This is a genomic window from Flagellimonas myxillae (assembly GCF_023502235.1).
Classification (GTDB): domain Bacteria; phylum Bacteroidota; class Bacteroidia; order Flavobacteriales; family Flavobacteriaceae; genus Flagellimonas; species Flagellimonas myxillae.
Genome location: NZ_JAMFLY010000002.1, coordinates 172,217 through 193,225 on the forward strand (window position 1 = coordinate 172,217; position 21,009 = coordinate 193,225).

Here is a 21,009-nt window from a genome sequence, read left to right on the forward strand (position 1 = left end):
GGGCTTTTTCGTTCTCTAAATGCTTAAAAAGTATTTTTAGTCAAAAGCAAATCCGGTTGCTATTCTATATACAAAAGCGTATAGCACTATAAAGAACATGATAAAGCAGAACCAGGAGAACGCTTTGAAATATTTTTCTAGGATAATGTGACCCAAGTTTTTGAATCCTTCTAGGTAAATCTCTTTAATAAGTAATAGTTTTTTCATAAGTCAAATTTTAAGATTTAAAGACAAGACAAAGATTGGGCAAGCTCAATCGTATGTGAAAACATTGGGACGAAAGGCAACAAAAAATTGACGAACGATACGTAACGTTTGGAAACTCCTATAAAGGATTATTTTTCATCGACAAACTACATGGGGTGGATTATTTTTTCATCGAGGAAGCTGATCGATAAAGTGCATATTTGGATGTAGAAATGAAAAAAGCCCCGAAACGGGGCTTTCTTTTGGTGGGTTATTAAGCTACATTTTTACGATTATGAATTCGGATCTACGGTTTTCCCTGTGCTTGGTTCTGCTACATCGGGTTCCATCCCTGCAATTATTGAGCAATTGTTCTTCTCCATAACCGATGGCACTTTCTATTCTGCCGGGATCTATGCCATGGGCTACGATATAGTCCCTGGTGGATTTGGCCCGCTTGTCGGAGAGGTATTTATTATACGCTTTGGTCCCGATAGCATCCGTATGCGATTCAATCTTAATGACCATATTGGGGTATTCGGTCATTACAGCTACCAGTTTATCCAACTCCTGGGCCGATTGTGGCTTGATGTTAAACTTGTCGAAATCAAAGTAGATGGTTTCTACCTCCAACTTCATTACACCATCCTCTTCGGCAATGATCTCTTCGAGCTGTTTTAGGTGTTGGATTACCGCTATATCCTCATTTTCCTTGGTTGTAATATTGGTGGAGACATCAAAATAACCCTTCTTCACCGTCTTGATTACATAACGCGATACGGGTTTAAGGTTTTTAAAGATAAAGCTACCATCAGGTTCGGAACGCAATTGGCCTATCCGAACGTCGTCTTTATCAAATAAGGTTACCTCGGCTTCAGGTATTGGATTGCCCGAAACCTCGTCCAAGATGTTTCCTGAAATCGCATTGAGATTCAAGATACTTTTAAAGGAATAGATATCATCGTCCCCTTTTCCTCCCTTTCGGTTGGATGCAAAGTATCCATTTTCGCCACCTTCATCTATAATATAGGAGAAATCGTCCCGATTGCTATTTATAGGCTCACCCAAGTTGATGCCCACACTGAAAACACCGTCGACATGGCTCGATTTGTAAATATCCAATCCTCCCAGACCCATAGTGCGATCTGATGAGAAATAAAGTGCATCTTTTGTGATGTACGGGAACATCTCTTTTTTACTTGTATTGACGGTACGTCCTAAATTTTCGGGTTCTGAGAACTTGCCGTTTCCAAGAATATTTACTTTGTAGACATCGGTACCCCCAAACCCACCAGGCCTATCGGAAACAAAATATAGTTGCTTTCCATCGGGGCTTACAGAGGGGTGTCCGGTTGAATAATCCTCACTGTTAAAAGGCAGTTCAACCGCTTTGGTCCATTCGCCCTCCACATAGTGGGATTGATATATTTTAAGGTGATTAACGCCATTTTTTCCCCGCCTTAGCTTTTTACCATAATTGTTACGGGTAAAATAGATGGTCTTTTGGTCCGGAGAAAAGGAAACTGAGGCTTCGTGATACTTGGTGTTTATTTTTCGGGAGAATTTTTTCGGTTGGGACAGGTCCTCATTTTCAGGGTCTGCCTTTGCAACATATAAATCCAAGAATGGCTGATTGTTCCATCGATACTTACGTGTGGTCAAGAATGACGAGTCCAAGGAAGAGGCAAAGACCACATCTGTTCCATTGTGGAACATTGGGGAAAACTCGGAGTATTTTGAGTTAATGGCCAAATTTTTGACCTCTACCAATCGGGGTTTGCTCCAAGTGGTCGGGTCGTTGCTCAGTTCGTTTAGCGGCTCATCCCTTTTTTGTCTAAATAGTTTAGTGAGTTTGGCAGCCCTTCGATAACGACCGGTTCCTTTTAGGGCATGGGCATATTTAAAGAACTTTTCTTCGGTAATGTCTTCCTTATAGGTCTCGTACAGTTCGTGGTACCATTTGTGGGCCTTTTCCATATTGCCCGAAAAGTAATGGGAATCACCAGCTCTGGACAATAGTTCGAAAGTGTGCTCTGCATCACTTTTCTCAAGAACAATGTCGTATACACGGGCCGCTTCGGCGTACCACATTTTATTGAAGAATTCGTTGGCTTGCTTAATAAGCTTTTCGGTAATGCCATTTTTACGCATGAATTTGGTTAGTGCCCTGGCATTCATCCCCTCAAGCTGCTTTAAAAATGCGGTTTGCGAGGAATAACTTCCGCGGGACTCTTCCATTTCACTGTACAGATCCCCATCCTCAAACTGCAAAAAGGATACAGATTGGGCCTCAAGTCCAAAGGACAGTAGCAGGATTAAAATAAAAATGGGTTTCTTCATAGTCCCTCCTTCTGAAACAAATTCCATCAGCTAACCAAATCCAAAAAAGGCCAAAAGACCTACATAGGATTATCAAATGCTAAAATAAAGCATGGTGATAGGGCCAATAAGTTTTTGTTGTGAATGGAAGGAATTATGGCATGAAAGGGTGAAAAGTGTTGTTTTTCATCGACAATCCCCTATAAATAAAGGGGGTTTCAGTGTAAGAAAAACCCTCGCCAATACATGGAATTAGGCATCAGACTCCTTGCCGCTTTCCAGTTTTTCGTCTTCCTTGGAAGCATCTTTGAACTCCTTGATTCCACTTCCTAGACCCCTCATAAGCTCTGGAATCTTTTTCCCTCCAAAAAGCAAAAGAACCACAACTACAATGAGTACAATTTGCCAGGGACCTAGCATACCAAGAATAAAAGTTTGAGCAATCATAATCGCAACGCCTTTAAATGAACGGTAAAATTACTAAAAAGAACTGTAAGGCCCTATGTCGTTAACGAAAATTAGCAATAAGATGTGTATTCTACACAAATTTATTGACATAGAAGTGTTTTGTAAAAGCTTAACATCTATATAAAAATCTAAGGTTATCTTTGTCCCGCATGGCAAAGGACAAGAAGAAAAGAAAGGAAATCAAACAAAAGCTGCTGCACAAGTACCGGCTTGTGATTTTGAACGAAAGCACTTTCGAGGAGAAAATCTCCTTTAAATTGAGCCGACTCAATGTTTTTGTGACCGGAACACTTTTTATTATAGCCCTAATTGGGATAACTACCCTGATCATTGCGTTTACCCCCTTGCGTGAATATATTCCTGGATACTCTTCAACCCGTTTGAAAAGGCAGGCGACGGAACTTACCTACAAAACGGATTCACTGGTAACTGTGCTAAATTATACCAATAGGTATTTAGATAATGTTAGGCTGGTTTTGAGGGGAGATATCGAAAATAATGAAATGAACCGGGATTCACTTTTTGAGAAATACAAGCTGGACCCCTCTACCGTCGACCTAACACCCATTCGTGAAGATCTTTTGTTACGCGAGGAAGTGGAACTGGAAGACAAATACAATCTCTTTGAAAGAAATATCGAAAATGTAGGTACATTGCTATTTGCCCCATTAACTGGCAATGTATCCCAAGACTTTGACCCCAACAATAAGCACTATGCCGTAGATGTGGTGGCGCCAAAGGATACTCCAGTCAAATCCATTGCGGATGGAACGGTACTATTTTCCGAATGGACGGCTGAAACGGGTTACGTTATTATCGTAAAGCACCAGGACGACCTAACCTCGGTATATAAACATAACGGGTCTTTGAGCAAGGCACAGGGAGACCTTGTTCGGGCGGGAGAGGTTATAGCCTCCATTGGAAATACAGGAGAACTGACCACCGGCCCACATCTTCATTTTGAACTTTGGAAAAAGGGCAAGCCTGTCAACCCTTTAAATTATATCGACTTCAACTAAATGTCCCTTAAATCAGTTGCAGCAAAACTTTTTGCAAAACGAATAGCCCAAAAAACACGGGAGTGGAGCAGCAATCCAGTAAAATCCCAGCAAAAGGTGTTTCAAGACTTGATTACTTCGGCAAGGAACACTGAATTTGGTAAAGACCATGACTTCGAGAACATCACTTCGTATGCTGACTTTGTTGCCCAAGTGCCCATAAGGGATTATGAGGAACTAAAAGGGTATATCCAAAAAATAATGGATGGTGCAAATGACGTACTATGGCCCTCGAAACCAAAATATTTTGCAAAGACCTCGGGGACCACTTCAGGAGCAAAGTATATTCCCATTACAAAGGAGTCCATAAAAAACCAAGTGGCTGCTTCTCGAAACGCGATATTAAACTATATCTATGAGACCGGAAATGCCGATTTTGTGGATGGAAGTATGATTTTTTTGCAAGGGAGTCCCGAATTGGATGAAAAAGGAGGTATTAAATTGGGAAGGCTTTCTGGAATTTCGGCCCATTATGTTCCCAATTACCTACAAAGAAACCGCTTGCCGAGCTGGGAGACCAACTGTATTGAGGATTGGGAAACCAAGGTGGACAAAATCGTGGAAGAAACCGAAAATGAAAACATGACGGTTATCGCCGGAATTCCTTCGTGGGTACAAATGTATTTTGAAAAATTGAACACCAAATCCGGGAAAAAGGTTGGCGAACTTTTTAAGAATTTCCAGCTTTTCATCTACGGTGGCGTAAACTATGAACCTTATAGGGCCAAGTTTGAGGAATTGTTGGGCAGAAAGGTAGACAGCATAGAATTGTTTCCTGCAAGCGAAGGGTTTTTTGCCTATCAAGATTCTCAGCAGGCGGAAGGAATGCTCCTATTATTGGATGCGGGGATTTTCTATGAGTTCATAAGAACTGATGAGTTTTTTCAGAAAAACCCGAAAAGGCTTACCATTGAAGATGTGGTAGAAGGTGTCGATTATGCCATGATCATATCAACCAATGCTGGCCTTTGGGCATATAATCTAGGAGATACCGTTCGGTTTGTTTCTACAAAACCATATAGAGTAGTGGTTTCTGGGCGCGTAAAGCATTTTATATCTGCTTTTGGGGAGCACGTTATTGCCAAAGAAGTAGAGGAGGCGATCCAAATTGCAATGTCCAAGTCCGATGCCGTGATAAACGAGTTTACCGTGGCTCCACAAACCTCCCCTCCCGAAGGAGAACTACCTTACCACGAGTGGTTCATAGAATTTGAAACTCCCCCTTCCGATTTCACAAGCTTTATTGCAGATGTTGAGGAAAGCATGAAAACCCAAAACAGTTACTATTTGGATCTGATAGCGGGGAACATACTTCAGCCCTTGAAAATCTCCCAGGTAAAATCCGGAGGGTTTCAGGAATACATGAAAACCATTGGCAAATTGGGTGGGCAAAACAAGGTGCAACGGCTATCCAATGATCGCAAGGTTGCAAAAGGATTACAACCCTTTCTTATCTAGATTACAAATTATGGTGCTTCCTTAGTGGGAATTCACGTATTTTTGTCGCTAAATTATGATGACTACCAAAGTAAAACAGGCGACACGTGCCCAAGAATCCACCAATGCCATTGAGCGGTTATACATTACTATGCGTCACCTTCTCAATCGAGGATTTTATAAGCCGTCTGGAGTTTCTGGTAATGCCCTAAGAACCGCCTTGCTCCTTTTAAGGCCTGAGATTTATGGGTCTGTTGCGGAGGAAAAAGCCGAACTTAATGGTCTTATCTATGTTTTGGAACGATTACCTGAGGGTATTGAGGAATGCCGTTATATCAACCTTACTTCGGACGAAGGTTTTTCCAAATCCCATTTAACAGCCATCATTCCACCCAAAAGAAGAAGAAATTGCTACCGTATTGACGAGGAGCAAATGAACATCGAGATTACTCGGGGGAGAAGTGATATTTATGACATTCTTACCCACCTTACCTTCCTATTCATCGAGTCTGGGAAAATCTGCAAACGGGTATTGGTCGACGGTACCGACACCATTCGGGATTGGGATAAGCTCTCGGAATTCATCAATAGCGACGAGAAAACCAGCGCCGAGAGGGAAATTTCGATGATACATGCTGCCAATATTTTGGGCAGGACCTTTGAGGATGTGGTGGAAATTCAGGAAAAACTTAAGACCAAGAACAATCCAGATCGGTTTTTGGACGTGATTTATTGGCTAGGAAAACTGGCCATTGAGGAAGAAACAACAGGTTTAAAGAGAACCATAACCTTTAGTCCCTTGCTACGGGAACGATTGGGCCACCATATTCATGGTGAACGATGGGCGCAAATGATCAAGCAAACATTGGCCAAAAACAAGTTGCTGCACAGACCATTGCACATTATCAGTGCCAACATGCACAGTGTCATGAATTCCCTGTTTGCTAAAAACACATTGTCCAAAGAGCTTCCGGATACTAAGTCTTTGGACGTTTACGAAACTTTGAGCTCTTCCGAAAACAAACAACTCCGAAAAAAAGTGGAGCAGGTCGCGGAAAAGAACGGAATGCTCTTTTTGGATGATCGTTCTGGGGCCAATATTGACGTGCAGATTTTTGATACCGCCAAATTTGGGAAGGATACCTGCTGTTATCGTTTCCCAGAAGGAATATCCACGGATGAAAAACCAGTTATCTTCGTCATGGATTATGCTTTTGGCGAGCAGGCCTATGAGACCATAGACGAGTTACTAAAACCTTTTGAGGTTAACGGCCAAAAAGAGTTTTTGAACGTAGATTCCATTTCCATTATGGGCAAAGCAGGAATTTTGGAGGGGGGAAAGGGAGATTTAATGATTCCTTCCGCCCACATTTTTGAGGGATCAGCAGACAACTACCCCTTCGACAATGAGCTTTGTAAAGAAGATTTTGAAGGACATGGTCTCAAGGTGCTGGAAGGTGCTATGGTTACGGTATTGGGAACTTCCCTTCAGAACAAGGACATCCTGAAATTTTTCCATGAATCCACTTGGAATGTTATTGGTTTGGAAATGGAAGGGGTGCATTACCAAAAGGCGATTCAATCGGCCTCAAAAATTAGAAAGAGCATTAGCAAAGATGTTAAGGTCAGGTATGCATATTACGCATCGGACAATCCATTGGAAACTGGAAGCACTTTGGCGTCAGGCGGTCTTGGTACCACAGGAGTAAAACCAACATACTTGATAACAGATAGAATTTTAAAACAAATATTCAATTCATAAAATGGCAGAACAACCAGTAAACAACGGCACTTCGGACGAGATTGATTTGGGTCAATTATTCCAAATGATCGGCAGGGCATTTGAGCGTTTCTTCAATTTTATCGGCAGCATATTAAAGGGAGTCTTTCATTTGGTCATCCTTTTGTTGATTTTCATCCAAAAAAACATAATAGTGTTGGCCATTGCCGTTATTGTTGGGGCTGTTGCAGGGTATTTTTTGGACAAGAATCTACCAGAAAAGTATGTTTCCAAAATGGTTGTGGAACCAAACTTTAATAGTGTGCAGCAGTTGTACAACAATATTGATTTCTACAACGATCTAGCGAAGGCACAGGACTCCACCACCTTGGCCACTGCACTCAACATCACAGAATATGAGGCAGGAAGCGTTAAGGAGATATTTGTGGATTCCTATTCGGATGAAAACCAGAAAATTGCACTGTTTGACGATTTCATAAAAGATTTGGATACCACCACCATCAAAACCATCGATTTTGACAACTATTTGGATAACTTTAATTCGTTGGACGCAAGATTTCATCAAATTTCAGTGGTTAGTACCGACAACAAAGTGGCCAAAAAAATGCAGCCGGCCATCATCGCGTCCATATCAGTCAACGATTATTTTAAGCTTCAGAAGAAAATAAATGATGAAAACCTAGACCTCCAGGAAGATATCTATATGCACCAATTGGCAGAAATAGATTCCCTTCAAAGCCTTTATCGTACAGTTTTGATCAAGGAAGCGGACAAACCCATGCAAGGAACCAATATTAATTTGGCAGAAAATGGGGAATCGCAGAATAAAGAACTGGCACTCATTCAAGAGCGCGAGGTACTTAAGGAAAGATTGGTCCGCCTAAACAGAGAACGGGCCAACAAGTCTGAAATCCTAAATATCATAAGTGATTTTCCAACCAGGGGCGTGGAATTGAAAGGGCTTTGGAATAGATATCTTTTCCTTTTTCCCTTAGTTTTGGTGCTATTGGTAGTGGGAGTACTCTGGGGCTTACAATTGAACAATTATTTGCGAAACTACGGCAAGAGTTAGGTCAAGATTGAGTGCTTTGTTAATTCTAAAACGCATTTGGTTGGATAATAGCACAATAACTGGCTTTTTTGTGGTTAATTGTTTTGTCGTTTTATTCCCACAGAAACGGAATTATGTTAGTTTTGCAAAAATTTTATGGAATTGAAAACCAACCTCAAAATCTCAAGCCTATTAAAAACGGCAATCGACGCTTCCATTGAGGCAGGGAAGGCTATTTTGGAGGTCTATGAAAATACAGATTTCCAAGTTCATGAAAAAGGGGATAAATCTCCTTTAACTGCTGCAGACCTGAATTCCAACAAAGTCATTAACGAGTATTTGGTGCCCACCCAAATTCCCATAATTTCCGAAGAGAACAAGCAATTGGACTTTGAAGTTAGAAAGCAGTGGGAAACATGTTGGATGGTGGACCCATTGGATGGCACTAAGGAGTTTATCAAAAGAAATGGTGAGTTTACCGTTAATATTGCTTTGATTCATGATGGGGCACCAGTTCTAGGGGTGATTTATGTTCCCGTAACCAGGGAATTGTACTTCGCCGAGATAAAGGACCAGAAGGCATTTAAGTTGGTATTAAATGAAAACCATGAACTTCCCGATACTCCTTTAACGGCTTCGAACCAGATTCACCCGGGATCCGAATCCCAATCCAAAATTAGGATTGTCGGGAGCCGATCGCACATGAATTCCGACACCGAGCACTTTATATCGAACATTAAGGAACAATATGAAGAGGTGGAAATCGTTTCCAAGGGAAGCTCATTGAAGTTTTGTTTGGTGGCCGAGGGCAAGGCGGATATCTATCCTCGCTTTGCGCCGACCATGGAGTGGGACACGGCTGCAGGACATGCAATTTGCAAGGCAGTTGGACTCCAAGTAATTTCCAACGACACCAATGAGGAGCTGCCTTATAATAAAGAGAATTTATTGAACAGTCATTTCCTAATAAGAAATTAATGGGAAAAGTCTCTTATAAAAGGCATTTGGCCAAAACCATTACTTGGCGTCTCGTAGGAACGCTAGATACGATCATACTTTCTTGGCTGATTACGGGTAATCCGTTTACAGGACTTAAGATTGGGATTGCAGAAATGGTCACCAAAATGGTTTTATACTATCTTCACGAAAGGGCATGGCTTTCTGTGGATGTTACCAATAGCCAAAAGAGACACTTAATAAAAACGGTTACTTGGCGGGGTATAGGAACATTGGATACCATATTGCTTTCATGGGTCATTACTGGAAACCCGCTCACAGGATTGAAGATTGGTTTTGCAGAGGTAATCACCAAGATGATTTTGTACTATTTGCATGAAAGGGCCTGGTATCGTATTAACTACGGTCTGGACATTCGAAAAAGAGCTAAAAAATGGAAAAGAACATCATAACCCATAACTACAAGATAAGTAGAAGTGAAAGACGGGCTTTGAACAAGCACAACTCTTTTCTCATTTTTTTGACAGGCCTTTCTGGGTCAGGAAAGTCAACAGTTGCCAATGCCCTGGAACAAAAGCTTTTTGAAACCGGAATTAAAACATATGTCTTAGACGGAGACAATGTTAGAAGGGGGATCAATTTTGACCTAACCTTTAGTCCGGAAGACCGTTCCGAAAACAATAGAAGGATCGGTGAGATTTCCAAGTTGTTTATCGATGCCGGAATCGTTGTGTTGGCTGCGTTTGTCGCACCCTATAGTAAAGACCGTGAGTTTATCAAAAAAACGGTAGGGGCAGAAAATTATGTAGAGGTTTTTGTAAATACGAGTTTGGAGGAGTGTGAAAATAGGGATGTTAAGGGATTGTATAAAAAGGCCCGGGCCGGGGAAATAAAAAACATGACCGGGTTATCGGCACCCTATGAAATCCCCTCGAGCCCCGATGTAACGGTAACGGAAAAGCACTCCATAAAGGAAAGTGTTGAAATAATATATAAGGCTATTCAAAAAAAATTAGAACTTCAAGAAAATGAGTAAGTACTATTTAAATTATCTGGATGAATTGGAATCCGAGGCCATTTACGTGCTTCGTGAGGTGTGGGCGCAATTCCAGAACCCCGTGATATTGTTTTCAGGAGGGAAGGACTCCATTGTGGTGACCCATTTGGCCAAGAAGGCCTTTTTTCCAAGCAAAATACCATTCGCACTAATGCATGTGGACACAGGACATAACTTCCCTGAAACCATCAAGTTTAGGGATGACCTCATCAACACGCTTGGGGTCAGGCTCATTGTAGGTTCTGTACAAGAATCCATCGATACCGGACGGGTCGCTGAGGAAAAAGGGAAAAATGCCACCCGTAATGCCCTGCAGATTACCACACTTTTGGACGCAATCGAGACCAACAAAGTAGATTGTGCCATAGGAGGAGGACGAAGGGATGAAGAAAAGGCCAGGGCCAAGGAACGGTTTTTTTCACACCGTGACGATTTTGGCCAGTGGGATCCAAAGCACCAAAGACCAGAATTATGGAACCTCTTTAATGGGAAGCATTTTGAAGGAGAGCATTTCCGTGCATTTCCAATTAGTAATTGGACGGAAATGGATGTCTGGAACTATATTAAAAGAGAAAATATTGAAATACCATCCTTGTACTTTGCACACGAAAGGGAAGTGGTTTGGAGAAACAATTCTTGGATCCCCCATTCGGAATTTTTGCAATTGGAGGAAAACGAAAATATTGAAACCAAAAGGATTCGATTCAGGACCTTGGGAGACATTACCATTACCGGGGGTATAGAATCCGAAGCCGATACGGTAGAAAAAATTGCGCAAGAAGTTGCGGCAATGCGTCAAACGGAAAGAGGTAATCGTACCGATGATAAACGGTCCGAGACCGCCATGGAAGACAGAAAAAAACAAGGATATTTTTAAGCATTAAGATGTTAGACAACAATCAATTACTTAGGTTTACCACTGCAGGAAGTGTGGACGATGGAAAAAGCACCCTTATAGGAAGGCTGCTGTACGATTCCAAATCCATTTTTGAAGACCAGTTGGAGGCCATAGAGAACACAAGCAAGCAAAAAGGACACGAAGGAGTGGATTTGGCCCTTTTTACCGATGGTTTGAGGGATGAACGGGAACAAGGGATTACCATTGACGTAGCGTATCGTTACTTTACCACCCCTAAGAGAAAATTCATTATTGCCGATACTCCGGGACACATTCAATATACCAGAAATATGGTTACCGGAGCCTCTACGGCCAATGCCGCCATAATTTTGGTGGACGCAAGGCATGGGGTTATCGAGCAAACCAAACGCCATGCGTTTATTGCATCCTTGCTTCAGATTCCACATATCATAGTATGTATCAACAAAATGGACTTGGTTGAGTTCAAGGAAGAAGCGTACAATAAAGTAATAGCCCAGTTCGAGGAGTTTTCGTCCAAGCTATTGGTAAAAGATGTCCGATTTATTCCTATCAGTGCCTTATTGGGGGACAACGTGGTAAACCGATCAGAGAATATGGACTGGTACCAAGGCGCCCCATTATTACACACTTTGGAAACCATGCATATCAGCAGCGATATTAATAAAGTGGATGCAAGATTCCCTGTTCAAACTGTACTGCGCCCTCAAAGCGAAGAGTATCGGGACTACAGGGGTTATGCAGGTCGTGTGGCCAGTGGCGTATTTAGAAAAGGAGATGAGATCACTGTCCTGCCATCAGGATTTACATCAGCAATTAAATCCATAAACGCCCATGACAAAGAGCTGGAAGAAGCCTTTGCACCCATGTCCGTTTCCATAACCTTGGAAGATGATATTGATATCAGCAGGGGTGATATGATCGCACGTTCGAATAACAAACCGGAACCCAGCCAAGATGTGGAAGCCATGATTTGTTGGTTGCATAACGATCCGGCAAAACCTAGGGCCAAGTATACTATCAGACATACATCCAATGAGCAAAAGGCGATGATCAAGGAGGTGATTTATAAGATCGATATCAATACCCTAAACAGAAAGCCGGAAGATGTGGATTTGGGGATGAATGATATTTGCAAGGTAAAAATCAGGACCACAAAACCTTTATTGATCGATTCTTATCGGGAGAACCGCACTACGGGAAGCTTTATTTTGATAGATGAAAGCACCAATGAAACCGTAGCTGCGGGGATGGTTGTATAGACTAGGTTAAGATTAACGGGCTTATAGTTGGACAAGACACTAATTTACATTCTAGGTGCGGGTCGTAGCGGAACAACCATATTGGACATTCTCCTTGGCAACTCTCAAGATACGATTAGTATAGGTGAGGTAAGCAGGTTTTGTAAAAGACAAGGTATTCCTCCAAAAAGAGAGAAGGAGGACCCTGTTTTTGGATATTGGGATGATGTTAGAAGGACCTTCGAGAGGGAAGGTTTCGATTATACGAAGGGAGAAGAAAGTGTTACAAACCACGAATACCACACCCATTTTGTAAAAGCGGTTTTTGGGAAACACGATCAGGAATATATTGATATCATCCAAGAGTTTTATAAGGCAGTTTTTGACAGAACCAAGGAAGCCGTATTGATAGAATCTTCCAAATACCCCCTTAGGGCCATGAACCTTTCTAAAATTTTCAACGGGGACTCACTAAAGATCAAATACATCTATCTCAAAAAAGACCCGATACAGGTGGTTAGGTCGTTTAATAAGAAAAATATTGAGCAGCCACCAAAAGGGTTTCTCCTTTCCAACATTTACTATTTGACGGTAAATCTGATATGCCTTTGGACAGTTAAAATACTTCGCCGAAGAAAACATGCAGTGGCCATTGTTAAATACGATGATTTGGTGGCGCAGCCAATCAAAACATTGGATGACATTGCCATGAATCTTGGAGAAAACTTTGACGATTCAAAACAAAAAATTGCCAATAACAGACCATTGTATACGGGATTTTTGTTTGACGGGAATAGGATTAGATTACAGCAGGAAATTTTGCTTAGAAGTAAAACGGAAACCAGAAAGCTTACGCTTGGGGACTATTTTACAAAGATTTTCAACTACCTAGTTTACCGTTAGAGAAAATACGATGTCCAAAGTATGTGAAAAGCTTTAAAGTATATTTGTCACATTGATATTGGAGAAAAAATGAACACCGCAATAAAAAGGAGCTTATAAAGAATGTTATTTAACTCAATAGATTTTGCATTTTTTTTCCCAATTGTTTTCCTGTTATATTGGATTTTTGCGTCCAACAAAACCACAAGGAACATTCTAATACTGGTTTCCAGCTATTTTTTTTACGGGTTTTGGGATTGGCGTTTTTTATTTTTGATATTCATTAGTTCTTTGGTGGATTTTTTGGTTGGGCTCCAACTTGCAAAACACGAAGACAAAAGGAAGAGAAAGGGGCTATTGCTTATAAGCCTTTTGGTAAACTTGGGCTTCCTGGTTTATTTTAAGTACACCAACTTCTTTATAGAAACCTTTGTAGACGCCTTTAAGCTTTTCGGGCAACCGCTTGAAATTTCCACATTGAACATTATTCTACCTGTTGGAATTAGCTTTTATACCTTCCAAACCCTAAGCTATACTATAGACATTTACCGGGGAAAACTTGCCCCGACCAAAGATGTCCTATCCTTTTTTGCCTTTGTTGCCTTTTTCCCTCAGCTTGTTGCCGGGCCAATTGAAAGGGCCTCGCATCTTTTGCCGCAGTTCTACAAAACCTACACCTTTAATTACAAACTGGTGAAGAATGGCCTTTTGCTAATAGCCTTTGGACTGTTTAAAAAGATGGTGATTGCAGATCGGCTTGCGGTGGTAGTCAATCAGGTTTATGGAAACCCAGGGGAGTACTATGGCCTCGAGGTTATCGTGGCCACTATTTTCTTTGCGTTTCAAATTTATTGCGATTTTTCCGGTTACTCAGATATTGCGATCGGAGTAGCTCGGACTATGGGGTTTGATCTTATGAAAAACTTTGATAGCCCATATTTTTCAAAATCCATTACTGAATTTTGGAGAAGGTGGCATATTTCCCTGTCCACTTGGTTTAGAGATTATGTCTATATCCCATTGGGCGGAAGCAGGGGTAAAAACTATAGGACCTATCTAAACCTCTTTATTGTTTTTGTAGTAAGTGGAATTTGGCATGGTGCCGCTTGGACTTTTGTAATTTGGGGTGTGATACATGGGGTGATCATCATATTTGAAAAAGCTCTGAAAAGGCCAAAACAAAAGTTATTGGCACTTAGTGGATTGGCCAAACAAAATTTCTCGGCCAATTTGCTATTTACACTCTGTACTTTTTCAATAGTCTGTTTTGCCTGGATATTTTTTCGGGCCAATAACATATCAGAAGCATTTTTATTGATTTCGAACATGGGCTCTTTTGACAATGCCAGTTCCTTATACCATTTGGGATTGGAGCCGGTCGAACTTCGTTTGGCTTTTATTGTCATTCTGCTCTTAATACTATTTGATTGGTTTCATAGAAAATATGGAGCACTCAAATGGATAAATCAACAAAACCTTGCCTTTAGGTGGGCGTCTTATGTTTTAATAATTTTGGGCATACTAATTTTTGGTATATATGGCGATTTGGAACCAAAAGAGTTTATCTATTTTCAATTCTAGGGCAGGGCTCAAGTTCGCTGTAAGGATTTTGGTTCTTGCTGTACTTGTCGTAACTGTTTTTGAAAACTCCGGGCAATTCTTCATTAAGAAGAACCTTGCCAGTTTTTCACAAGGTTTTTTGGAGGAAAACGTGGATCACGTGGACATCGGTGTTTTTGGCACATCACATGGATATTCGTCCTACGACCCGAGGGTTTTGGAATATAGATTAGGGGTTTCAGCTTACAACTTTTCGTTCGCGGCGCAAAGATTACGCACTACTTTACTTTATCTAGATGATGTCGTTGATAAGTACGACCTGCAACTAGCCGTTATTGACGTTTATAATTCTGCAACAGATTCCATCCTCGATGAAAAACAAATGAATTTCCAGTATGAGACTTTGGATCAAACAAGTTTGGGCTTTGGAAAGCTACAATGGCATACAACCCTTTATGGCATGGACAATGTTTTCGACGTTTTTCCTCTAATACGCAACCACCAACGCTGGAAAGAGTATATAGGGGAACAGAAGCAATACCAAATCCCTTTGGACAAGGACTTTTATAAGGGATACAGGCCTGATTTTGGTTTAAACAGAGAAGATTGGGATATGCACACTAGCATGTTTAGTGAAGGTAAGACCAATAAAATAAGAATAGACAAGAAAGCTACTCTTTCAGAATATCAAAGGGAAAGATTTCTTGACATCATTGAAAAACTTCAGAAAAATGATATCCAGATTTTGTTTGTGAGTGCACCGGTTTATAAAAACTCGCTGAAGAAAGGATACCTGGATTATTTACATGCAACAAAGAAATTTTTGGACTCTATGGGAATCCATTTTATAGACTACAATGCGCTTTATAAAAACTTAAAGCTTCGAAAAAAACATTTCAAAGATCCCAGTCATCTGAATACCAATGGTGGCTTGGTGGTATCGCAACACATGTCCAAATATATTTCCGAAAACTTTTCTTTGGACGATTCCACAGATAGTGAACCGAACAAAACAGGGAACAGATATTTTTTGCTTAATGACCAAAAGGACATTATCTATAAAAGGAACTTTAAGAAAGCCTATATGAGAGACTCAGTGGGGATAAAGAATATTTTTCTTTATAATGTTTTTAAAGACCGATATGAATTGATCGTTGAAGGTAACAGGAAAAAACTGCAAAACTCAAGATTGAGGTTTAGATTTAAGATACCGGAGAAGGACCAGCATAAAAGTATTGATATTGATAATCTGGCGAATAGTAACACAAGACAAGTTTATAGGAACAATTTTACAAATTGGATAGAATTTGAGAATCGAGGCTTTCATATTTTGCAGTTCAATGCACCTTACGATCAAATAGATGAGGTTGAGCTGACTCTTAATTCCAATCAAAAGATATTTAGAGTGGACAGTTTGTTGTTAACCAAAAAATGGTAGCACGATTCCTTTCTTGACAATTGAATATTAATTTCTGGTCATGAAAAAAGTATTTTATTTAGTTATATGTAGTTGCCTGTTGCTTGGGTCCTGCAAGAAAAGAAGTGACATTCAGTTTTTTGACGATTTTGATGAATTACCAAAACATAAGGACCCAAAAGATGTTACCGAAAGTGAAATCAGGTATTCCTATCATTCCTTGGTGGAAAAGGAAGATCAAAAACCCCTAAACAATTCCCTGCAAATTATTGAAGATGGAGAGTTAAGCTATTTGAAATCTACACTTTCGCCTGGACAGCTCCATAAGAAGATCAGAGGGTATAGAGCCGAGCTTACCCTTCATGGAGGCAACCCTGAGTTAAAGGAGGAATGGATCGAATGGAGGTTCATGATTCCAAAAGACTATAAACTTGATTCTACAAATATTGGCCGGGAGGTATCCATTGTTCAGTTTCACTATGTAAAACCCAAGAGCGAGGAAAAAATCATTACGGGACCTACAGTAGATTTTACTTATTTAGAGCAGTACTCCAAAAACATGTTGATTTTACATTACGGAATAAATGGCGTCAAAAATGGATTACTCCATGGAAACAAATGGAGACCCATAGCATTAAATGACGAGATTATTAAAGGGCAATGGTATACGGTAAGGGTCAATATCAATTGGAGCTTAACCAATACGGGATACATTGCCGTGTGGCTAAACGGAAAACCATTTACACCTTACAATGGCATCAACAATAAGGTGTACGGGGCCAACCTATATAATTCAATACAGAACACACTTAAATTTGGCTTTTATCGCTATTGGGATAATTCCAATCCAACCTCAATTAACTTTGATTACATGAAGAAGGCCAGAAGCTATATGGAGCTTACCGGAAAGGAACCTACCCCAATGGATCTTTATGGAACCTCTGAAGATTACAGGTATCTAGAAGATAAAAAAAGGGTGCTAAGCGAAATTTCATTACGGGAAGAGAAGCTGGAGTAGTATCACCTAATATTCTATTTGCGCAACTAGAAATTTACCCATAGGGATTCAAACTATAAGATGAAAGTGAACCTAACTAAAGATGGCGATAAGAAGGAAATTCTATCCAAGGGTTTTTTGTTTCTAATTATTCGTTTGCTTGGGCTGTTTGCGGGTTATACGTTCACTTATCTTGTGGTGAAATTTTATGGTACCGAAGTCTATGGTCTGGTAGTGCTGTGTTTCTCCCTATTTGTTTTTTCTGGAGTTCTTGGCAGACTGGGGATTGATGTAAATCTGGTCAAATTCTATTCCTCTCCAGAAAATGGAAGTGAAAAAGGCCTGTTCTTTAGAGTGGTACTAAAATCCATAGTGGTATCAAGTATAATTGCATTGGCATTATACTGGAGTCGACACCTGTTATCCGAAGACCTTTTTAATAAACCGGACATGGAGCCTTTCCTTTTTTGGTTGACCGTTTCAATCCCTTTTTGGTCCTTAACCCTAGTTTGTGCCGGTTACCTAAGAGCATTAAAAATGAACCATTGGTTTGCCTTCTTCAACAACTCGGGACGATTTGTGCTAACGGTTATCATTTTAGCTGTGCTCTGGAGTTTGTCAGACAACCCTTTAGATGCCATTAGGGCCCATACCTATGGCGTAATCACCCTATCAGTCTTAGCTTTTGCCCTTTGTGTGAAAAAGCATGGCGGCATAACACTAAAAACCCAGCAAAATACATGGTTCTTTCTGAAGGAATCATTTCCCATGATGCTATCGGCAAGCATGATAATTTTATTGGGTTGGGTGGACACTTTTGTTTTAGGGATTTATGAGAACCAAACAGAAATTGGGATTTACAATGTAGCCCTGAAGATTGCCACATTCACAAGTTTCACCTTACAGGCAATCAACTCCATTTTGGCCCCAAAATTGGCAAAGAGTTATAAAGAGGGCAACACGCCTTCCTTTACCAAACTTATCCGTTTTAGTACCAAGATCAATTTCTTTATTACCATAGCGGTGGTAGCCCTATTGGTGCTGTCGCATCATTGGATTTTGTCCATATTTGGCAAGGAATTTCTTGGGGGGAGCATCATTTTAATAGTGCTTTGCGGTGGCCAGTTGGTAAATTCTTTCGCTGGATCTGTCGGAGTGATTTTACAAATGACAGGCAAACAAAAAGTTTTTCAAAACATAGTGTTAACTGCCCTTTTCTTAAATATTATATTGAACTTTGCGCTAATTCCAGAGTATGGAGGCCTTGGGGCGGCCATAGCGACTGCTGCGAGTATGGCATGCAGGAATGTATTGGCGGCGGGGTATTTGAAATCTAAAATGGGGATCGTTTCCTATTACAATTTCAAATAATTCCAAAGGAACACATAGAGGGAGGAAATTGAATTTGCCAAAAATGAAACACGTTTACATCACGGGATGTCCCAGAAGTGGTACTACCATGTTGGCCAGTATCCTAGGAAGCTGCGAAAATTGCGTTGCTACTCCAGAATCCGATTTTTTGTCTGAGGCCTATTTTAAAATTTCAAAAAGCAATTCAGAGAAGTTGTCCAGGGAAGAACTTGTGCAGTTTCTTGACGAAAACTATAGGTTCAAACAATGGGACATCAACCCCCAAAATTTACCTGGTTTACCTGAAGCCACAACAGCATCAAACTTCAATGGGACAATTGAACATTTGGTAGAGCAATATGCTGCTGAGCATTCCAAACAATACAATGGCCAAATCATACGAATTGACCATACACCGAGCTCTATCAAGTTCTTTGATGTCTGGAGCAAACAATTTCCCGAAGCTGTCTTTGTATACATTGTGCGGGATCCAAGAGCTGTTTTTGCTTCTGTTAAGAATTTGGACTGGGGAGCAAACACAGCATTAAGACTCAGTGAGCTATGGATTGAGTACGTAGCACTATATTACGCCCTGAAACAACAGTTCCCAAATAAAATAATGTTGGTCAAATATGAGGATGTGGTCTCCAACCCTTCCTTAGTAGTAAAAGATGTGTGCGCTTTTGCGGGTTTAAAGTATGACGAAAAAATTCTAAATGGAGATGGTTTTACCTTGCCCAAGTATACCGCTTCCCAACACAAACTGGTAGGGAAATCCTTAACCAAGGAAAGGATCAACAAATGGAAAAATCAGATTTCTGAAAAGGATATATCCATAATTGAGGGCAAATGTCATTTAATTATGGACTCGTTTGGTTACGATAGCCTTAGCAATAAAAAGTATAGTCCGGGAATGAAGGATAAAGTGGATTCCATACTAAAAGAAACCTACACCTACTGGGTAAATAAATACAAAAAAAGAAAAAGAGAACGGATTGATCCATAACCAAAAGCCACCCCGTGTTTTAGCAATAGTGTTCTTGGTCGCTTTGGCCATTGTGAACGTTTCCTGTAGTCCGAAGTCCAAAACGGAACTATATTTGGAAAGAGGCCTGGATATCCTAAGCAATAAAAAGGAGGTGGACTTTACCTTGCTTGAGGGAATTACAATAGAGGAGGTTGCGGTGATAAGGGACAAAAAAGAGGACAAAAAAATCCTAGTTCTCAAAATGGACCCAAAGGCTTCCACAGAAAAACTAGAGGGATATACCATGAGGGCAAGGGCAAGGATTAAAAACGACACGTTTAGAATTGAAAACTGGGATTTCAACCCCGTCCTAACGGAAACCAAAGAATACAAATACCTGACAAAGGAAATAGCGTTGGAGGAAAATCAAGTTCGAAAACTAACCTTGTTCCTATACAAAACGGGTAACGAAAGAAAGACAAAGGTGGGCAGCGCCTTGGAAATAAAAAAACTGATCACTGATAATGATTGAAAAGAGTAATGCCATTGCACTGGTAACCCCTTTAAAAGATGAAATTGAAAATATTGGGAAGTTCATTGCCAATATTGAATCGCTGACCATGCGAATCAAGTGCTTGGTAATTGTTGAAAACGACAGCACCGATGGGAGCAAGGAATATTTGGAGAAGATTGCAGGCATAAAGAATGTGGAGCATTTTAAGGTGCTCAACATTAACTTTGAAGACACTTCCTATCGTGTTGGGATAAAGTATGCAACAATCATCGATAAAGGGCTACAGTTTTTAAAGAACAGTGAGTTTTACAATACCCTGGATTTTATTGGAATTTTGGATTGTGATGTCTTCCCCGAAAAAGAGTATTACCAAAAATTGGTTGACTTTTTAAATGCGGACCCATCACTTGGGGTTGCAAGTGGAATTACTTATACGGAAGAAGGGAAACAACATATAGCCGACATAAATTTTGTGAGGGGAAATTGTAGATTATGGAAAAAAGAATGTCTGGAGAACTCAGGATATTTAGTGGTACCCACCGCAGATACAGTTTCATTGGCTTTGGCACACCTCAATGGCTGGAAAACCAAAACACTCAAGTCGGCTAAAGTGGTATCCAGGGAAATAAATGTAAGGTTGTCCAACCAAAAGAGTAAGGGGTACCATGCCTATTTCCGGGGGCACACTTTGCTTTATGCCCTGCTGAAGTTTTTCTATTTGGCCTTTGCTAAGCGAAATTTTAAAAGAGGATATGATTACTTGGCTGGATATGTTCAAGGTATCCTAAAAAGTAAACCAAGAATTTCAGATAAGAAGGTAAAAAAGTACTTTAGATATTACTTGACCAACAAAATTTTGGGTAGAACCCAAGTGCAAGCCCAATAGAAACTATTGAGGTTGGGGCGGATAATTGATGCCCCAAGGACGGT

General features: G+C 40.5%; 20 protein-coding genes. 17 read left to right on the forward strand and 3 right to left on the reverse strand.

From position 1 onward, the window contains the following. Positions 1-36: 36 nt before the first annotated feature. The 3 genes from M3P07_RS09180 to tatA form a co-directional block, all read right to left on the reverse strand. Entirely contained in the window at positions 37-207 is a 171-nt protein-coding gene (locus tag M3P07_RS09180; RefSeq protein WP_249969610.1) for a DUF6747 family protein, read from the reverse strand. Between the two features lie 258 nt (positions 208-465). Beyond that, on the reverse strand, positions 466-2,526 hold the full coding sequence (locus M3P07_RS09185; RefSeq protein ID WP_249969611.1) for an OmpA family protein: 2,061 nt from the start codon (positions 2,524-2,526) through the stop codon (positions 466-468). Positions 2,527-2,757: 231 nt separating this feature from the next. Continuing rightward, positions 2,758-2,952, reverse strand: a complete 195-nt coding sequence (tatA, locus tag M3P07_RS09190) for a twin-arginine translocase TatA/TatE family subunit (RefSeq protein WP_284042141.1) — start codon at positions 2,950-2,952, stop codon at positions 2,758-2,760. Positions 2,953-3,122: 170 nt separating this feature from the next. Between tatA and M3P07_RS09195 the strand changes: the two genes are divergently transcribed. The 17 genes from M3P07_RS09195 (at position 3,123) to M3P07_RS09275 (ending at position 20,965) form a co-directional block, all read left to right on the forward strand. Next, positions 3,123-3,992 carry a M23 family metallopeptidase gene (locus M3P07_RS09195; protein ID WP_249969613.1) on the forward strand — a complete coding sequence of 290 codons (870 nt, stop codon included), beginning with the start codon at positions 3,123-3,125 and terminating at the stop codon, positions 3,990-3,992. Next, positions 3,993-5,489: a GH3 auxin-responsive promoter family protein gene (locus M3P07_RS09200; RefSeq protein ID WP_249969614.1), complete on the forward strand. Its 1,497-nt coding sequence runs from the start codon at positions 3,993-3,995 to the stop codon at positions 5,487-5,489. Between the two features lie 55 nt (positions 5,490-5,544). Further along, on the forward strand, positions 5,545-7,230 hold the full coding sequence (locus tag M3P07_RS09205; protein ID WP_249969615.1) for a DUF6909 family protein: 1,686 nt from the start codon (positions 5,545-5,547) through the stop codon (positions 7,228-7,230). 1 nt (position 7,231) lies between these two features. Further along, positions 7,232-8,281, forward strand: a complete 1,050-nt coding sequence (locus M3P07_RS09210; RefSeq protein WP_249969616.1) for a hypothetical protein — start codon at positions 7,232-7,234, stop codon at positions 8,279-8,281. Positions 8,282-8,416: 135 nt separating this feature from the next. Continuing rightward, positions 8,417-9,238 (forward strand): 3'(2'),5'-bisphosphate nucleotidase CysQ, encoded by an 822-nt coding sequence (cysQ, locus tag M3P07_RS09215; protein ID WP_249969617.1) that lies wholly within the window; start codon positions 8,417-8,419, stop codon positions 9,236-9,238. Further along, the gene (locus tag M3P07_RS09220; protein ID WP_249969618.1) at positions 9,238-9,669 is read left to right on the forward strand and encodes a DUF2061 domain-containing protein; all 432 of its coding nucleotides are present in this window, start codon (positions 9,238-9,240) and stop codon (positions 9,667-9,669) included. The genes cysQ and M3P07_RS09220 overlap by 1 nt, the downstream gene beginning before the upstream one ends. Next, positions 9,651-10,253: an adenylyl-sulfate kinase gene (gene cysC / locus M3P07_RS09225; protein ID WP_249969619.1), complete on the forward strand. Its 603-nt coding sequence runs from the start codon at positions 9,651-9,653 to the stop codon at positions 10,251-10,253. The genes M3P07_RS09220 and cysC overlap by 19 nt, the downstream gene beginning before the upstream one ends. Continuing rightward, the gene (gene cysD / locus M3P07_RS09230; RefSeq protein WP_249969620.1) at positions 10,246-11,151 is read left to right on the forward strand and encodes a sulfate adenylyltransferase subunit CysD; all 906 of its coding nucleotides are present in this window, start codon (positions 10,246-10,248) and stop codon (positions 11,149-11,151) included. Before cysC ends, cysD begins: the two co-directional genes overlap by 8 nt. A gap of 8 nt (positions 11,152-11,159) precedes the next feature. Further along, positions 11,160-12,413, forward strand: a complete 1,254-nt coding sequence (locus M3P07_RS09235) for a sulfate adenylyltransferase subunit 1 (protein ID WP_249969621.1) — start codon at positions 11,160-11,162, stop codon at positions 12,411-12,413. Between the two features lie 27 nt (positions 12,414-12,440). Further along, positions 12,441-13,295 (forward strand): sulfotransferase, encoded by an 855-nt coding sequence (locus tag M3P07_RS09240; protein WP_249969622.1) that lies wholly within the window; start codon positions 12,441-12,443, stop codon positions 13,293-13,295. Positions 13,296-13,568: 273 nt separating this feature from the next. Then, positions 13,569-14,855, forward strand: a complete 1,287-nt coding sequence (locus tag M3P07_RS09245) for an MBOAT family O-acyltransferase (RefSeq protein ID WP_319946568.1) — start codon at positions 13,569-13,571, stop codon at positions 14,853-14,855. Next, on the forward strand, positions 14,812-16,272 hold the full coding sequence (locus M3P07_RS09250) for a hypothetical protein (protein ID WP_249969624.1): 1,461 nt from the start codon (positions 14,812-14,814) through the stop codon (positions 16,270-16,272). Before M3P07_RS09245 ends, M3P07_RS09250 begins: the two co-directional genes overlap by 44 nt. A 40-nt stretch (positions 16,273-16,312) precedes the next feature. After that, positions 16,313-17,269: a heparin lyase I family protein gene (locus M3P07_RS09255; RefSeq protein WP_249969625.1), complete on the forward strand. Its 957-nt coding sequence runs from the start codon at positions 16,313-16,315 to the stop codon at positions 17,267-17,269. 60 nt (positions 17,270-17,329) lie between these two features. Then, complete coding sequence (locus M3P07_RS09260) at positions 17,330-18,619, forward strand: flippase (protein ID WP_249969626.1); 1,290 nt, start codon at positions 17,330-17,332, stop codon at positions 18,617-18,619. Between the two features lie 43 nt (positions 18,620-18,662). Next, entirely contained in the window at positions 18,663-19,604 is a 942-nt protein-coding gene (locus M3P07_RS09265) for a sulfotransferase family protein (protein WP_249969627.1), read from the forward strand. Further along, positions 19,594-20,097 carry a hypothetical protein gene (locus M3P07_RS09270; protein WP_249969628.1) on the forward strand — a complete coding sequence of 168 codons (504 nt, stop codon included), beginning with the start codon at positions 19,594-19,596 and terminating at the stop codon, positions 20,095-20,097. The genes M3P07_RS09265 and M3P07_RS09270 overlap by 11 nt, the downstream gene beginning before the upstream one ends. After that, positions 20,090-20,965, forward strand: coding sequence for a glycosyltransferase family 2 protein (locus M3P07_RS09275; protein WP_249969629.1), 876 nt, complete (start codon positions 20,090-20,092; stop codon positions 20,963-20,965). Before M3P07_RS09270 ends, M3P07_RS09275 begins: the two co-directional genes overlap by 8 nt. Positions 20,966-21,009 lie beyond the last annotated feature (44 nt).

Bases quoted from the DNA above. Each gene is read 5' to 3' on its own strand.
- M3P07_RS09185 (WP_249969611.1), bottom strand. From the start codon at position 2,526: ATGAAGAAACCCATTTTTATTTTAATCCTGCTACTGTCCTTTGGACTT.
- M3P07_RS09235 (WP_249969621.1), top strand. From the start codon at position 11,160: ATGTTAGACAACAATCAATTACTTAGGTTTACCACTGCAGGAAGTGTG.
- M3P07_RS09195 (WP_249969613.1), top strand. From the start codon at position 3,123: ATGGCAAAGGACAAGAAGAAAAGAAAGGAAATCAAACAAAAGCTGCTG.
- M3P07_RS09275 (WP_249969629.1), top strand. From the start codon at position 20,090: ATGATTGAAAAGAGTAATGCCATTGCACTGGTAACCCCTTTAAAAGAT.
- M3P07_RS09250 (WP_249969624.1), top strand. From the start codon at position 14,812: ATGGCGATTTGGAACCAAAAGAGTTTATCTATTTTCAATTCTAGGGCA.
- M3P07_RS09180 (WP_249969610.1), bottom strand. From the start codon at position 207: ATGAAAAAACTATTACTTATTAAAGAGATTTACCTAGAAGGATTCAAA.
- M3P07_RS09260 (WP_249969626.1), top strand. From the start codon at position 17,330: ATGAAAGTGAACCTAACTAAAGATGGCGATAAGAAGGAAATTCTATCC.
- cysC (WP_249969619.1), top strand. From the start codon at position 9,651: ATGGAAAAGAACATCATAACCCATAACTACAAGATAAGTAGAAGTGAA.
- tatA (WP_284042141.1), bottom strand. From the start codon at position 2,952: ATGATTGCTCAAACTTTTATTCTTGGTATGCTAGGTCCCTGGCAAATT.
- M3P07_RS09205 (WP_249969615.1), top strand. From the start codon at position 5,545: ATGATGACTACCAAAGTAAAACAGGCGACACGTGCCCAAGAATCCACC.
- M3P07_RS09255 (WP_249969625.1), top strand. From the start codon at position 16,313: ATGAAAAAAGTATTTTATTTAGTTATATGTAGTTGCCTGTTGCTTGGG.
- M3P07_RS09220 (WP_249969618.1), top strand. From the start codon at position 9,238: ATGGGAAAAGTCTCTTATAAAAGGCATTTGGCCAAAACCATTACTTGG.
- M3P07_RS09265 (WP_249969627.1), top strand. From the start codon at position 18,663: ATGAAACACGTTTACATCACGGGATGTCCCAGAAGTGGTACTACCATG.
- cysQ (WP_249969617.1), top strand. From the start codon at position 8,417: ATGGAATTGAAAACCAACCTCAAAATCTCAAGCCTATTAAAAACGGCA.
- M3P07_RS09210 (WP_249969616.1), top strand. From the start codon at position 7,232: ATGGCAGAACAACCAGTAAACAACGGCACTTCGGACGAGATTGATTTG.
- cysD (WP_249969620.1), top strand. From the start codon at position 10,246: ATGAGTAAGTACTATTTAAATTATCTGGATGAATTGGAATCCGAGGCC.
- M3P07_RS09200 (WP_249969614.1), top strand. From the start codon at position 3,993: ATGTCCCTTAAATCAGTTGCAGCAAAACTTTTTGCAAAACGAATAGCC.